Consider the following 12,429-nt stretch of genomic DNA (forward strand, 5'->3'; position numbering starts at 1 on the left):
AAGGGCCGGCCCCGGGCCGACCCTTCCTGCAGATCATTTTGTCGGGAGATCAATCAGTGGTGGTGTTCTCCATGGCCATCCTCGTCGGGAGCCCACGTGACATGAGTGACGAACTTGATCCCGTTGGATTCGCGGACAAACTGGAACGGCTTGCCATTGGGCAAGAACGCCGTCGGGCGCCCCCAACTGGCCGGCGTGTTACCGACGGCTGGCAGGACGACCCGGTTCTTGCCCTTGCCGCCCCCATTGCCGCCGCCGGAACCATCAGGCTTGCCGCCGCCCTTGCCTCCGCCTTTACCGCCGCCGCCACCGCCGTCCCCAGTATCGCCGCCGCCTGAGCCAGTGTACATGATCAGCAGCTGCTCGTAATCATGCGCATCGGGCCCTTCATTGCCTTCGGCGTTGCTGGTGTATTCCATGCAGCTGGTGGTGAGGTCAGTCGAAAAATCCTCATTCTGGTGCGCGAGGCCAAAATCGTGGCCGATTTCCTGGCAGGTCACCAGCTGGCGCCAAGTGTAGTTGTTATAGCGATCACGGTTGAAATAATTGTCATTGAGCTTGGTCGAGCCCGCAATGATCGTGCTTCCAGAAATCGAGATCGTCGCAAGGCCAAGCCAGCCATTGGCACCATAATCTGCGTTGCAAACCTGGATTGTTCCGGTGACCATGCTGCACGAGGAATTGTTGCCGTATTCGATCGGCGCTTGAATAACGGTCGAGGTATTCCAGTCCGCGACCGCCTGCTGGACATGTCCAGGCCACACGCCATTGGTGTTGTCGACCACAGGCATGGACAACTCCGTGCCGCCATAGCTCCACGCATATCCGCCCCACCAATGATGCGCTGCCAGCGGACTGGCGGCCAATGCAGCGAGCGAGGCAGTGCAAGCCAGTATCGAAGTCTTGGTATTCAGCATGTTTGGAATCCCCGTGATCACGCGCATTGCGCAGTGGCCAGCTTCTTCACCGCCAAAGATAAGATGGGTTCAATAATAGTAGCTCACGAAGATGGATAACCCGGCAGGCTTTGCGGGTAACCATGCGAGGGACGCGCACCTAATTGCGACCAGACACAAACTCTCTCGCACGCTCCCGCGCCCAGCGGGTGCCACTGCGGTCCATGACATCTGCGATCTGCCTTAGAATGACCACCAGATCGTAACCGACTTGTTCATCGAACTGTATGCCAAAGCGCCCATCGCGCACCCAGGTCACTGTGCCGAAGAATTCGACTACGCCGAACTTGTCAGCCAGGCCCGGCATACCGGCCATTTCCTCAAGATCACGTCCACGAATTTCGACCACCATCATGGAACCAGTCCTTGGAACCGACTTGCTGGCGATCTGAGCGCCCGTCTGCGAGGCATCGACCAATGTGCAGGGGTATGAGCCATCGAACGATTCCGTCCGGGCAGGCAGCATTAGCCGCGCACGCGATGCGCCGCGTCGGCCATGCGTAACTGGCTCGGCTTGAGTGGACGTTGGCTCTGCCATCATTGCAATGGCCTTGCACATCGTGGCTAACGGGCAGCGAGGCGAGCCCCACGCAATTTCCCTTATTCGCGCCGGGAACAGCCTGCTGAGTCAGCTTTCCTCCTGCATCAAACCGTGTTTCTTGATGCAATGACGCAGCTGGTCATAGGTGAGCCCCAGTGCCTTGGCGGTCTGGCGCTGGTTCCAGCGATGCTTGCCCAGCGCATGCTCGACAATCATGCGTTCATGCGCCTCGACTGCGCCGCGCAAATCGCCGACTGCGTCAAGATCAAGCGATGGCGCCGCACTATGCGCGGGAGACGCGGCTGCAGCGGCCGCAGGCTCAGGCTTCACACGGGCGTGAAGCGCCTTGCGATGTTCCGGCACGAACGGCTTCCACGGGCTGTCAAACGGATCGAACTGGACATGGGCAATTGGCGTTTCGGGATCGTCCCAGCGATAGACCGCGCGCTCGACCACGTTGCGCAATTCTCGCACATTGCCCGGCCAGGCATAGTCCTCAAACTGCTTGACCACGATCGGGGCAAAGCCGGGCCAATTGTGCCATTCGAGCTCCGATGCCATGCGCCGGCCAAAATATTCTGCCAGCACAATGATATCGCCCTCGCGCACCCGCAGCGGCGGCAGAGTGATCACTTCAAAACTCAGCCGGTCAAGCAAATCTGCGCGGAATTCACCGCTCGCGGCGAGCGCAGGCAAATCGTCATTGGTCGCCGCAACGATCCGCACATCGACACGGATCGGGCGCGAAGATCCGATGCGGGTGACTTCGCCATATTCAACTGCACGCAGCAAGCGTTCCTGCGCGCCCATCGATAAAGTGCCCAGTTCGTCGAGAAATAGCGTCCCTTTGTCGGCTTCCTCGAACCTTCCGGCGCGTGATTTGGTAGCGCCCGTAAAGGCACCGGCTTCGTGTCCGAACAGTTCGGATTCGATCAGGGTTTCAGGAAGCGCCGCGCAGTTCATGGTGACGAGCGGCTCCCCCCACCGGGTCGACAGGCGATGCAGGCGCTCAGCGATGAGTTCCTTGCCAGTACCGCGTTCGCCAATCACGAGCACAGGGCGGCTCATTGGAGCGGCGCGCGAAGCCCGCTCTACCGCGTCGAGGAAGGCCCCGGATTGACCAATGAATTGACTTTCGCGCTCCACGTGCCGAGATATAGTGAAAATTCCCAATGCTTGGCAACATAAACCAATAGTAGGAACTGCGAATTTCTATAACACACTGCTTTTTGATGCTTTTTCAAGTTTGGCACACGGCTTGCTGATATGTGAACAAACACTGATGGAGTAAAACCGCAATGTACGACCGCAGCTTCTTCCAGACCAAGCTTGGACACGCCTCACTGGCGAGCATAAGCGCGATGGTGCTGTTTGTTGCTCTGGCAACGCAGATGCAGGCCGCTCCAGCATTCGCTCTTGCAGACAGCGATGCGGCTGACCGGCCGATCTCAGTTGAGATGGCATGAGCAAACAAGACAAACATACCCCCTCAAGGTCCCCCCTCGGGCCGGAGCGCTCAGTCCCCCCCCTGAGTGAATCAGGTGCGAGCAGTCCCCACGGTGTCGGATCCAGTCCCGATGCCGATGCTCCGGCCCAAACCTCTTCTGCCAAAAACCCGAATGGCAAACGCGTTACCCGACTGGATGCGGAAATTGAGCGCTTGCGTCAAAGCCCCACTCCGACGCAAACCCAGCAGGAACGCAGCAGCAACAGTTTTATTGATGGAGTAGCCTTCATGGGCATTTTCAGCCGTACCCGCGATATTATCGCAGCCAACTTCAACGACATGCTCGACAAGGCGGATGACCCGTCCAAGATGATCCGCATGATCATCCTCGAGATGGAGGAGACGCTGGTCGAGGTACGCGCAAGTGCGGCGCGCACGATTGCAGACCAGAAGGAAATGCATCGCCACACGGTGAAGCTCGATAGGCTGCAGGCCGATTGGGGCGAGAAAGCGCAGCTGGCGCTGTCGAAGGACCGCGAAGACCTCGCCCGCGCGGCGCTGGTCGAGCGCAAGAAAGCGGCCGACATGGCGGACCAGCTCAAGCAGGAAATTGCCGTGCTGGACGATGCGCTGCGCGCCTATGAAGAAGACATTCAGAAGCTGCAGCACCGCCTGCGCGAAGCGCGCAGCCGTCAGACCCAGATCGCCGCAAGGCTCGAAAGCGCGGAAAACCGCGTCAAGCTGCGCACGCTGATGAGCACCGAACGCACCGATGAAGCGCTCGCCCGGTTCGACCAGTTGGAGCGCCGGGTCGACTACGCCGAAGGGCGCGCCGAAGCCTTGTCGATCGCTGACCTGTCAGGGAAGCCAAGCCTGGCTGACGAGATCGCTGCGCTCGCTGGCTCAGACGCGATCGATGACGAATTGGAACAGATGAAGAGGGCGTTGGGCAAAGGCAGCGCCTCTGACACGAACACACAGGAGGGATAAGCCGTGGAAATCGAACCAGTCCTTGCAATTATGGTGATCTTCATCGGTTTGCCATGGATCATCCTGCACTATGTCACCCGGTGGAAGACCGCTGCAACGATCACGACCGATGACGAGGTGTTGCTGGACGAGCTTTACCAGCTTGCGCGCCGCCTCGACGAGCGGATGGATACGGTCGAGCGCCTGGTCGCGGCCGACAACCCGGACTTTGAAATCACACGGCTGCAAGCGGATCAGGAAACCGACAACCAGCAATTGCGCGAGCTTGACCGTCTGCTCGCTGAGAAGAAAGGAGCCGCCCGATGAACAGCCCCCGCACCACGCTTTACCGCGACAAGTCCAATGCCAAGCTGATGGGCGTCTGCTCTGGCATTGCCGACTACACCGGTGTCGACACACTCTGGGTTCGCCTTGGCTTCCTCGTGCTGACCTTCGCCGGTCTCGCTGGCATAACGATCCCGGGTTACTTCATTGCCGGTATCCTGCTCAGCAAGAAACCGCCGCATCTTTACAAGGACGCCGACGAACAGAAGTACTGGCAGCGCGTCCGCCAGAGCCCGAAGCGCACGGCCCGTGAAATCCGCGCCCGCTTCCGTGATGTGGACCGCAGGCTGGCCGAAGTCGAACACCACTATGTGAGCAGCAACCCGCGCCTGTCGGCTGAAATCGAGCGCCTGCGCTAACCAATACGCATTCGGAGGGACCCCATAATGGATCCGATTATGATCCCCATTCTAGGGATTGTCTTTGGTTGCACCATTCCGATGGTAGCGATTTGGGCAAAGCACAAACAGAAGCTGGCTCAAATGCAGATCAGCACCACAGCTGAGCAGACCGCAGAAAAGGCCGCGCAATATGCCAGTCAGGTACAGCAACTCGAAGACCGCGTCCGCGTCCTCGAACGGATCGTCACGGACAAAGGCTATGACGTGGCCACACAGATCGAGGCGCTGCGCGACCAGCGCAGGGTAGACGAAGAAGGCACGGGCGTGCCGCTCAACATCAACCAGAAAGAGACTGCATCATGAATGAACTGCTCACTACCGAAGCGCTGATTGTTTTGGGTCTGGCCATTTCCGCTGCCTGGGTCATCACAACCTGGCTGCGGGTCAAGAACGGTTATCCACTGGAAAACAGTTGGGGCAAAGCTGTCTACCCGCGCGACAATGCAGAAGCAAAGCAACGCGTAACGCTCTTGACGCAGGAAAATGCAGAATTGCGCGCAGAGATCGGTTCCATGAAAGATCGGCTCGCCAATGTTGAACGGATCGTGACGGATAGCGGCTACCATCTCACGCACGAGATTGATCGCCTGCGCGACAACCGTGAAAAGAAAGAAGTCAACTGATGGACTCTGACCTTGTCCTGATCTTCACTTTCATCACTGTGGTCCTCGCGATTCTGGGCATTTCCGTAAACAGCATCGTGAGCAAGGCATTGAAGCACAAGAAGTGGATGGAAGAGCATCGCTCAACCAAACGCAGCGGCGCTTCCAGCGAACGCCAGGACGCCCTGGAAGAACGTGTGCGAGTGCTGGAGAGGATCGTGACGGAGAATGGCCCTGACGACTTGACGCGTCAGATTGAACAGCTGCGTGACATGGACACTATCGATCAGCTGACACAATCGCAGGAGAAGACTGCATGAACTGGGCAACTGCGATCGTCCTGATTGTGCTGATTGCCGCCGTGTCCGGCGCGCTGGGCCGACGTAAACGGTCTCAGCAAGAGATCGAGCGCCGCGCTGAAGAACATCCCAGTGAGCGCGAGAAGGAGCTCGAAAACGAAGTCACAGAGCTGCGCGAACGCATTCAGGTGCTGGAGCGTATCGCAACCGATGAGAATTCCAGCGAAGCGGTGGAAGCCCGCCGCATCGCTGCCGAGATCGACAAACTGAAGGAAACGGACAGGCAGGCCTGAGCCCCCGGCGGGCCTGACTATTGAGGAGGAGCACCAGGGATATGTTGGAACCAACCGTCATTATCGCTGCGACCTGTCTGGTCGGCATGTGTGTAACCGCCCTCGCCTTGCTCAAGGCATGGCAGGGCTGGCTCAGCCTGAAACTACGCGAGCTCGACAATGCCCCGCACGAAATCGAAGGCGGGCTCGGCGCGAGTGCTGCCCGGATCGAGATCGCTGATCTCAAGGAACGCATCAAAAAGCTCGAAGCCATCGCCAGCGGGGTGGATTTGTGAGCGAAAGCGCTTAGATGCGCTGCCATGCGATCCCTATCCGACATAGCTGAAGAATATGAATTCCTTGAAGGCGATGAACGCTATCGCCTGCTGATCGAGCTTGGCCGCGAGCTGGACGACATGCCCGATCCGCTCAAGACCGATGCGACGCTGGTGCGTGGCTGTTCGGCGAGCGTGTGGGTTTATCCGACTGGTGATGCAGGCGAACTGCATTTCCTGGCAGACAGCAATGCTGCGATTACCAAGGGCATAGTCGCGCTGGTCATTGCCGCGGTTCAGGACAAGCCGGCGAGCGATGTCGCGTCAATGGATATTCATGCCGCACTGGAGCCGTTCGATTTGAAGAACCAGCTTTCGTCCAATCGCACACAGGGCGTTCCCAACATGATAGCGCTGGTGAAACAGCACGCAGCCCGCATCGCGCGCAGCACTGAAGCTGCTCAGACAGGCTCTGGCTGACATGCGCCCGCTTTTTCTGGCGGGGGGCATCATAACGACAGGTCTGGCGGCACTCGGCGCGTTCCTGCCGATCATGCCGACTGTACCGTTTCTGCTCGTGGCGGTGTTCTGCTTTGCGCGGAGCAACCCCGCCTGGGAGCAGCGCATTCTCGACCATCCCTTCTGGGGTCCGCAAGTGCGCGACTGGCACGAACGGCGGGCCATCCCGCGCCGGGCGAAGTGGATGGCGATAGGCGGGATGAGCGCAGGCGTGTTCTTCACCTGGGCAACGCTGGGCGGGGTCTTCGTATGGATCTCGCTCGCGATCCTGCTGGTGTTCGGCCCGTGGATCTGGACGCGGAATGAGTGAGAGCAATATTGCGGAAAGCTCATTAGTTTCATACGCCTGAGCCATGCTGATCGAAAAGATTCTGAATGCCTTTCGGCGATGGAGGCGATTTGGTGCAATCAATCCCTCCAAAATGAGCCGGATCAACTACCTCCTCTGGCTGCGGCACGATTGGCTGGAAGGAGGAAGATTTGATCCGGGCGGTATCAACATCTCAGAACTGGCTGAAAAGCAGATCCGAAAGGGGGACCTGCAGATTGGCGTCCACAACATCGCGAGCCAAGTGCGATACGCTTTCGGACTTGCCAGTCTCTATTGGGGGCAAGGCGATGTCGATCAGGCAGAAACATATCTCCGCAAGACCTTGGAACGATATTCTAGGTTGATGGAAGTTTGCTCCGAGCACAATCGGACACTCGAATTTCCGCGCGAGATTCATTTCGCCAAATGTGCCGCCTGCCTGCTTGGCGAGAAGTTCAAGGACTCCCCGCTGATTGGCGATCTGGATATCGGATACGAGCCCTGGTTCAAGGATGTGCTGATGGACTATTGCCTGGGCCCCAAGGAATTCGATCTTAATCCATGGCAGGACAGCGTCGATCAATGGACGAAAAGTGGATTTCCAAAATACCGGATCGAGGAATTCACATTCTACGTCAGAGTCTTAACGGGACAATTCGAGACCACTGACGCTATGTTTGCCGAGCATCAGAAACTGATCACGGCAAGAAGCAAGCGCAACCCCGATGCGGACATGCAGAACGGCTATGGCGAGTACGCCGCTCTGGTCATCGATTATATCTTCGCAGCCGTCCTCAAGCGAATAGGCTGGGAAGGAACGTACCGGCACAGCTGGCCAAACACCGACGCTATGGGTTCGGCACCGCAAACGACGCGTGAGCCGGATCGTTTTTTGAAGACCATTGCACTCACGCTGCCTGATCCCGATGCGGAGACGGGAATCATCGCTGACCTTCAGCAAGCACGACGCTTCATTGACACGCATCTGGAAGACCAGCGCGATGAAATGGGAGAGTTCCTTGACCCCAAACGCTGCAGCAAGGAACGCGGCAAGGTCGCAGCAGCGCTGAAGGAAATCGGCTGGGTCAGGGATCCGGCAACGCTGGACCTGATGCGCACTTATGATGTCGAGAATATTCTGAATGATCAGTCGACTCTCGTCCTTGGTGACCCGTTCGGATCAGATATTGACCTGAAGAAATCGACCGAATTTCTGCACACCGAATGCGGACTGCCAAATGATTTTATTGGCATCGCTGGCAATATCGGATCCTATCATCCGGACACAGATGGCGGCTGGTATCTGTACCGGAAGAAAGACCGGAAGGTGTATCTGCTTGACCGCGAGGATTGGGAGAAACCGGAAGCTGCCATCCAGTCCGCGCGAGAGGGCCTTAACGTCTGGCCCTCCTATGTGAGCTTTGTCGCCTGGTGGGTGGCCCAGCACATCACCAAATCCTCCTGAGCTTCGCCGTCAGCGAAACGCGCGGTGTGGGCAAGCTTCAGGCGCCTGCGCTGTCGCGCACCACGGCGATGCCCGCCTCGCGTTGCTGTTTCAGCTCAGCCTTGAGCTTTGCCGGATCGCGCGCGAACAGGAAGCCGAAGCTGACCCCGCCTTCCTTGCCGATCGTCGCATGGTGCAGCTTGTGCGCCTGCACCAGCCGCTTGGCATAGCCCTTCTTCGGGACCCAGCGGAAATAGCGCTGATGCACCAGCCCGTCATGGATCAGCGTGTAGATGATCCCGTAGCCAAGGATGCCGATCCCGATCCAGGTCGCAGGCATCCATGCCCATTCGCCAGCAACCAGCGGGCTGCCCCACATGAAGCAGGAGATGCTCATCACTGCGCCTACGACGCCGTAAAGGTCGTTTTTCTCCAGCATGTTGTCATGCGGTTCGTGGTGATCGCGATGCCAGCCCCAGCCCCAGCCGTGCATGATGTATTTGTGACTCGACCAGGCGACCATTTCCATCGCGAGGATAGTGAGGACGATAACCAGCAAAGGCACAAGAAATCTCATGAGCTTCTTTATAGACACTCTTGTCGGCAAATTCAGCCGCTAACTGCGACAGATTGTTACAATAATTTTGGCCAACGCCTCATTTCGTATCGCTATTGTTCATATAAGTCGCCTTATTTATGAACGTACGGGACAAGCCCGTGTGAAGTGAAGGAATACGAACATGACCAAACTGACCAAACTGATCGCACCGGCGCTTGCTGCCACTATGGCGCTCAGTGTTGCCGTACCGGCCCAGGCGGCGCACGGCTGGGTGGGTCCGTCTGAAATCCGCGCTGAGATGAACCAGCTCGACCGCGAGATCGACCGCGCGCTCCATCGCGGTCAGCTCAGCCGCGGCGAAGCTCACCGCTTCGAACGCCAGCTGGGATTTATCCAGTATAAGTTCCGCAGCCATGCCAGAGCAGGTTTTTCTCGCGGCGAGTTACAGCATCTCGACAAGCTGGTTGACCAGCTGCGTTTCGATCTGCGGCAGGAAATCCGCTTCGCAGGACGCCATGATCGCCGAGATCGCTATGCATATAACGACCGCTACGATCGGCACGAGCGCTATGACCGTCAGGCGCGGTATGATCGCGACGAGCGCGACTGGCGGCGTGACGACGACTGATCTTGCAGCGAGTTCATAGTGAAACATTGAGGGGCCGATCTTCCAGAACGAAGGTCGGCTCCTTTGCCAATCATCCGGGACTGCTCTAATCAGGAAAGAAGAAGTCTCTCATATGTTCACCGATGCGCGCAGGACGCAGCGTCTCTGCGTCGATGCAGCACCAGCTTGACTTGACTTCGGCCAGAACCTCCTCACCCCGGCGGATCACTGTGGTGTAGAACGCGCGCGCGCCTTGGAAGTGGTCGAGTACGGTCTGCGCGATCACATCGTCTTCAAGGAAGGCGGGTTTGCGATAGGTGATTTCGTGCTTCAAGGCGACCCACGCCTTGCTCGCGACCTCTTCAGCCGGAGCCAGTTTGTTCCAATGCGCCAGCACCGCATCCTGCACCCAGTTAAGGTAGCGCGCGTTATTGACATGTCCCATAAAGTCGATGTCTTCCGGCAAGACACGGATCGGAAATGTAAAAGGCTTTGCTGACATGTTTGTCAGTTAAACATTGGAGGATGAAAATTCCATGACTGTTCGACAGTTGGTGAGACACAGCTTGCAAGTGTTGCCGATTGGCCGCTAATCGGCGCTGCAAAACAGGAACCAATGCAATGACTGACACCCCCCGCACATTGTACGACAAGATCTGGGATGCGCATGAAGTTGAATTGCGCGACGATGGCACCAGCATCCTCTATATCGACCGCCACCTGGTCCACGAAGTGACCAGCCCGCAGGCGTTTGAATCGCTCCGCATGACGGGGCGCAAGGTGCGCCGCCCGGAACTCACTCTGGCAGTGCCGGACCACAACTTGCCGACAACAGCGCGGCTCGATGCTGACGGCAACAGGGTCCCCATCGCTGACCCGATGAGCGCGCAACAACTTGCCGCGCTGGAGAAGAACGCACCCGAATTCGGTATCCGCTACATCGATGCTACTGCGGCGGCGCAAGGGATCGTCCATGTCGTCGGGCCGGAGCAGGGTTTCTCGCTGCCCGGAACAACCATCGTTTGCGGGGACTCTCACACGGCCAGCCATGGCGGTCTGGGGGCTCTCGCTTTCGGGATCGGCTCGAGCGAAGTGGAGCACGTGCTGGCAACGCAAACGCTGCTCCTGAAGCGCTCGAAACCGATGGAAGTGCGGGTTGAGGGAATGCTCTCGAACGGAGTGAGCGCCAAGGACCTGATCCTCCACATCATCGGGGTGATCGGAACTGCAGGCGGCACAGGGCACGTGATCGAGTATCGCGGGGCCGTGTTCGAAGCGATGAGCGTCGAGGAGCGCTTGACCGTCTGCAACATGAGCATCGAGGCGGGCGCACGCGCTGGCCTGATCGCACCTGATGATACGGTCTTCAATTACCTTAAAGGTCGTCCTTTGGCGCCCAAGGGCGCGGAATGGGACGAGGCGGTCGCATACTGGCGCACGCTCAAGACCGATGATGGCGCGACTTTCGCAAAGAGTGTCACCATCAACGCCGCCGATGTCGAGCCGACGGTAACCTGGGGCACGAGCCCGGAAGATGTCGTCGCGATTGGCGGGGTCGTGCCTGATCCGGCAAGCTTTGCCGACGCATCAAAACAGGCAGCGGCCGCCAAGAGCCTCGACTACATGGGCCTCACCCCCGGTCAGCGGATGCAGGACGTTGCGGTCGAGAATATCTTCATCGGCAGTTGCACCAACAGCCGCATCGAAGACTTGCGCGCCGCGGCCAGGATACTGAAAGGCCGCAAGAAGGCCGACAACGTCAAATGGGCGATTGTCGTTCCCGGATCGGGCCTCGTGAAGATGCAGGCCGAGGAAGAGGGCCTCGACAAGGTCTTCACAGAAGCGGGTTTCGAGTGGCGTGAGCCTGGGTGCTCCGCTTGCCTTGGCATGAACCCAGACAAGGTCCCGCCGGGCGAGCGCTGCGCCTCGACATCCAACCGCAATTTCGTCGGCCGCCAGGGGCCGGGCGCGCGGACACATCTGGTCTCACCCGCGATGGCGGCAGCAGCCGCTGTTGCAGGGCATCTCGCCGACGTGCGCGAATTTGCCGACTGACAACCTCTTGCTATCCCCCTCCCCCAACCCCAAGAGATAAACATGACCAAGAAATCCAAAGCCGCCATCGCAGCCGGGGCCATCGGTTCCGCCGCCATCGCCGCAGCGCTGCTTTATGCAGGTAAACGCAAGAAGCAGTCGAAGAACACGCCGACTCAGCCCGGCAAGATCCCGTCCGGCGAAAATCCGGAGACGGACTGATGGACGCTGTCGCAAACATCGAAGGCAAGGCCTATCCCTTCGGCGCCAAGAACGTCGATACGGACGTGATCATCTCAGCCGAATGGCTCAAGACGATCACCCGCGAAGGGCTTGGCCAGGGCGCATTTGAAAGCGTGCGCGCGCAGGACGGCAATGTATTCGACGATCCGCGTTATTCCGGCAGTCCGATCCTCATCGCAGGCGATAATTTCGGCTGCGGCTCCAGCCGTGAGCATGCCGCGTGGGCATTGCTTGACATGGGCGTGAAAGCCGTGATCGCGCCGAGCTTCTCCGACATTTTCTCCGGCAATGCGTTCAAGAACGGCATTCTGACTGTAGCGCTGCCGCAAGAGCAGGTCGACCGTCTGCTGGAAGTCGCGGCGGAAGAACAGGAAATCACCATTGATCTGGATAGTCAGACAGTCACTACGCCCTACCAGGATCGCTTCACATTCGAGGTGGACCCATTTCGCAAGCACTGCCTGATGAACGGGCTTGATGAAGTGGGCATCACCTTGCAAAGCGACGCGACCATCGGAGATTATGAGGCAAGGCGCGCCGCTGCAATGCCGTGGGTCGCCAAGGGTACTCAAGCTGCGGCCTGAGAGCTGCGGCACTGAAAGACAA

The 12,429-nt window shown here is 58.5% G+C and carries 21 protein-coding genes; 16 read left to right on the forward strand and 5 right to left on the reverse strand.

The window, feature by feature from the left end:
• Positions 1–53: 53 nt before the first annotated feature.
• The 3 genes from ACG9DO_RS14060 to pspF form a co-directional block, all read right to left on the reverse strand.
• Positions 54–917 carry a hypothetical protein gene (locus ACG9DO_RS14060; RefSeq protein WP_394728996.1) on the reverse strand — a complete coding sequence of 288 codons (864 nt, stop codon included), beginning with the start codon at positions 915–917 and terminating at the stop codon, positions 54–56.
• A 139-nt stretch (positions 918–1,056) separates the two neighbouring features.
• Positions 1,057–1,515, reverse strand: coding sequence for a PilZ domain-containing protein (locus ACG9DO_RS14065; protein WP_394728998.1), 459 nt, complete (start codon positions 1,513–1,515; stop codon positions 1,057–1,059).
• A 69-nt stretch (positions 1,516–1,584) separates the two neighbouring features.
• A complete protein-coding gene (gene pspF, locus ACG9DO_RS14070; RefSeq protein ID WP_394729000.1) occupies positions 1,585–2,643 on the reverse strand; it encodes a phage shock protein operon transcriptional activator in 1,059 nt (352 codons plus the stop codon).
• Between the two features lie 152 nt (positions 2,644–2,795).
• Here pspF and ACG9DO_RS14075 point away from each other — a divergent pair, with 152 nt between their 5' ends.
• The 12 genes from ACG9DO_RS14075 to ACG9DO_RS14130 are packed head-to-tail and all read left to right on the forward strand — an operon-like array spanning position 2,796 to position 8,401.
• The gene (locus ACG9DO_RS14075; protein WP_394729002.1) at positions 2,796–2,963 is read left to right on the forward strand and encodes a hypothetical protein; all 168 of its coding nucleotides are present in this window, start codon (positions 2,796–2,798) and stop codon (positions 2,961–2,963) included.
• Entirely contained in the window at positions 2,960–3,934 is a 975-nt protein-coding gene (gene pspA, locus ACG9DO_RS14080) for a phage shock protein PspA (RefSeq protein WP_394729004.1), read from the forward strand. Before ACG9DO_RS14075 ends, pspA begins: the two co-directional genes overlap by 4 nt.
• Positions 3,935–3,943: 9 nt before the next feature.
• Positions 3,944–4,240, forward strand: a complete 297-nt coding sequence (gene pspB / locus ACG9DO_RS14085; RefSeq protein WP_394731278.1) for an envelope stress response membrane protein PspB — start codon at positions 3,944–3,946, stop codon at positions 4,238–4,240.
• The gene (pspC, locus tag ACG9DO_RS14090) at positions 4,237–4,617 is read left to right on the forward strand and encodes an envelope stress response membrane protein PspC (protein ID WP_394729006.1); all 381 of its coding nucleotides are present in this window, start codon (positions 4,237–4,239) and stop codon (positions 4,615–4,617) included. Before pspB ends, pspC begins: the two co-directional genes overlap by 4 nt.
• Before the next feature lie 27 nt (positions 4,618–4,644).
• Positions 4,645–4,962: a hypothetical protein gene (locus ACG9DO_RS14095; protein ID WP_394729008.1), complete on the forward strand. Its 318-nt coding sequence runs from the start codon at positions 4,645–4,647 to the stop codon at positions 4,960–4,962.
• Positions 4,959–5,282, forward strand: a complete 324-nt coding sequence (locus ACG9DO_RS14100; RefSeq protein ID WP_394729010.1) for a hypothetical protein — start codon at positions 4,959–4,961, stop codon at positions 5,280–5,282. Before ACG9DO_RS14095 ends, ACG9DO_RS14100 begins: the two co-directional genes overlap by 4 nt.
• Positions 5,282–5,581 carry a hypothetical protein gene (locus ACG9DO_RS14105; protein WP_394729012.1) on the forward strand — a complete coding sequence of 100 codons (300 nt, stop codon included), beginning with the start codon at positions 5,282–5,284 and terminating at the stop codon, positions 5,579–5,581. Before ACG9DO_RS14100 ends, ACG9DO_RS14105 begins: the two co-directional genes overlap by 1 nt.
• A complete protein-coding gene (locus ACG9DO_RS14110; protein WP_394729014.1) occupies positions 5,578–5,853 on the forward strand; it encodes a hypothetical protein in 276 nt (91 codons plus the stop codon). Before ACG9DO_RS14105 ends, ACG9DO_RS14110 begins: the two co-directional genes overlap by 4 nt.
• Before the next feature lie 41 nt (positions 5,854–5,894).
• A complete protein-coding gene (locus tag ACG9DO_RS14115) occupies positions 5,895–6,128 on the forward strand; it encodes a hypothetical protein (RefSeq protein WP_394729016.1) in 234 nt (77 codons plus the stop codon).
• 24 nt (positions 6,129–6,152) lie between these two features.
• Positions 6,153–6,587: a SufE family protein gene (locus ACG9DO_RS14120; RefSeq protein WP_394729018.1), complete on the forward strand. Its 435-nt coding sequence runs from the start codon at positions 6,153–6,155 to the stop codon at positions 6,585–6,587.
• A 1-nt stretch (position 6,588) separates the two neighbouring features.
• Entirely contained in the window at positions 6,589–6,936 is a 348-nt protein-coding gene (locus tag ACG9DO_RS14125; RefSeq protein ID WP_394729020.1) for a YbaN family protein, read from the forward strand.
• A 43-nt stretch (positions 6,937–6,979) separates the two neighbouring features.
• Entirely contained in the window at positions 6,980–8,401 is a 1,422-nt protein-coding gene (locus ACG9DO_RS14130; protein WP_394729022.1) for a hypothetical protein, read from the forward strand.
• Between the two features lie 37 nt (positions 8,402–8,438).
• On the opposite strand, the gene ACG9DO_RS14135 is transcribed toward ACG9DO_RS14130, so the two are convergent.
• Positions 8,439–8,957 (reverse strand): sterol desaturase family protein, encoded by a 519-nt coding sequence (locus tag ACG9DO_RS14135; protein WP_394729024.1) that lies wholly within the window; start codon positions 8,955–8,957, stop codon positions 8,439–8,441.
• Positions 8,958–9,120: 163 nt separating this feature from the next.
• Between ACG9DO_RS14135 and ACG9DO_RS14140 the strand changes: the two genes are divergently transcribed.
• Entirely contained in the window at positions 9,121–9,567 is a 447-nt protein-coding gene (locus ACG9DO_RS14140) for a hypothetical protein (RefSeq protein ID WP_394729026.1), read from the forward strand.
• Between the two features lie 85 nt (positions 9,568–9,652).
• Here ACG9DO_RS14140 and ACG9DO_RS14145 read toward each other — a convergent pair whose 3' ends face one another.
• Positions 9,653–10,048 (reverse strand): acyl-CoA thioesterase, encoded by a 396-nt coding sequence (locus ACG9DO_RS14145; protein ID WP_394729028.1) that lies wholly within the window; start codon positions 10,046–10,048, stop codon positions 9,653–9,655.
• Between the two features lie 119 nt (positions 10,049–10,167).
• Here ACG9DO_RS14145 and leuC point away from each other — a divergent pair, with 119 nt between their 5' ends.
• Genes leuC through leuD form a run of 3 tightly spaced genes read left to right on the forward strand, consistent with a single transcriptional unit; the run spans position 10,168 to position 12,407 of the window.
• Positions 10,168–11,601, forward strand: a complete 1,434-nt coding sequence (gene leuC, locus ACG9DO_RS14150) for a 3-isopropylmalate dehydratase large subunit (RefSeq protein ID WP_394729030.1) — start codon at positions 10,168–10,170, stop codon at positions 11,599–11,601.
• A gap of 42 nt (positions 11,602–11,643) precedes the next feature.
• A complete protein-coding gene (locus ACG9DO_RS14155; protein WP_394729032.1) occupies positions 11,644–11,802 on the forward strand; it encodes an isopropylmalate isomerase in 159 nt (52 codons plus the stop codon).
• Positions 11,802–12,407: a 3-isopropylmalate dehydratase small subunit gene (leuD, locus tag ACG9DO_RS14160; RefSeq protein ID WP_394729034.1), complete on the forward strand. Its 606-nt coding sequence runs from the start codon at positions 11,802–11,804 to the stop codon at positions 12,405–12,407. The genes ACG9DO_RS14155 and leuD overlap by 1 nt, the downstream gene beginning before the upstream one ends.
• The last annotated feature ends 22 nt before the right edge of the window (positions 12,408–12,429 follow it).

This window comes from Altererythrobacter sp. GH1-8, assembly GCF_043702085.1.
Lineage (GTDB): Bacteria > Pseudomonadota > Alphaproteobacteria > Sphingomonadales > Sphingomonadaceae > Erythrobacter.

Bases quoted from the DNA above. Each gene is read 5' to 3' on its own strand.
- ACG9DO_RS14060 (WP_394728996.1), bottom strand. From the start codon at position 917: ATGCTGAATACCAAGACTTCGATACTGGCTTGCACTGCCTCGCTCGCT.
- ACG9DO_RS14065 (WP_394728998.1), bottom strand. From the start codon at position 1,515: ATGTGCAAGGCCATTGCAATGATGGCAGAGCCAACGTCCACTCAAGCC.
- ACG9DO_RS14075 (WP_394729002.1), top strand. From the start codon at position 2,796: ATGTACGACCGCAGCTTCTTCCAGACCAAGCTTGGACACGCCTCACTG.
- pspA (WP_394729004.1), top strand. From the start codon at position 2,960: ATGAGCAAACAAGACAAACATACCCCCTCAAGGTCCCCCCTCGGGCCG.
- pspC (WP_394729006.1), top strand. From the start codon at position 4,237: ATGAACAGCCCCCGCACCACGCTTTACCGCGACAAGTCCAATGCCAAG.
- ACG9DO_RS14095 (WP_394729008.1), top strand. From the start codon at position 4,645: ATGGATCCGATTATGATCCCCATTCTAGGGATTGTCTTTGGTTGCACC.
- ACG9DO_RS14100 (WP_394729010.1), top strand. From the start codon at position 4,959: ATGAATGAACTGCTCACTACCGAAGCGCTGATTGTTTTGGGTCTGGCC.
- ACG9DO_RS14105 (WP_394729012.1), top strand. From the start codon at position 5,282: ATGGACTCTGACCTTGTCCTGATCTTCACTTTCATCACTGTGGTCCTC.
- ACG9DO_RS14110 (WP_394729014.1), top strand. From the start codon at position 5,578: ATGAACTGGGCAACTGCGATCGTCCTGATTGTGCTGATTGCCGCCGTG.
- ACG9DO_RS14115 (WP_394729016.1), top strand. From the start codon at position 5,895: ATGTTGGAACCAACCGTCATTATCGCTGCGACCTGTCTGGTCGGCATG.
- ACG9DO_RS14120 (WP_394729018.1), top strand. From the start codon at position 6,153: ATGCGATCCCTATCCGACATAGCTGAAGAATATGAATTCCTTGAAGGC.
- ACG9DO_RS14125 (WP_394729020.1), top strand. From the start codon at position 6,589: ATGCGCCCGCTTTTTCTGGCGGGGGGCATCATAACGACAGGTCTGGCG.
- ACG9DO_RS14130 (WP_394729022.1), top strand. From the start codon at position 6,980: ATGCTGATCGAAAAGATTCTGAATGCCTTTCGGCGATGGAGGCGATTT.
- ACG9DO_RS14135 (WP_394729024.1), bottom strand. From the start codon at position 8,957: ATGAGATTTCTTGTGCCTTTGCTGGTTATCGTCCTCACTATCCTCGCG.
- ACG9DO_RS14140 (WP_394729026.1), top strand. From the start codon at position 9,121: ATGACCAAACTGACCAAACTGATCGCACCGGCGCTTGCTGCCACTATG.
- ACG9DO_RS14145 (WP_394729028.1), bottom strand. From the start codon at position 10,048: ATGTCAGCAAAGCCTTTTACATTTCCGATCCGTGTCTTGCCGGAAGAC.
- leuC (WP_394729030.1), top strand. From the start codon at position 10,168: ATGACTGACACCCCCCGCACATTGTACGACAAGATCTGGGATGCGCAT.
- ACG9DO_RS14155 (WP_394729032.1), top strand. From the start codon at position 11,644: ATGACCAAGAAATCCAAAGCCGCCATCGCAGCCGGGGCCATCGGTTCC.
- leuD (WP_394729034.1), top strand. From the start codon at position 11,802: ATGGACGCTGTCGCAAACATCGAAGGCAAGGCCTATCCCTTCGGCGCC.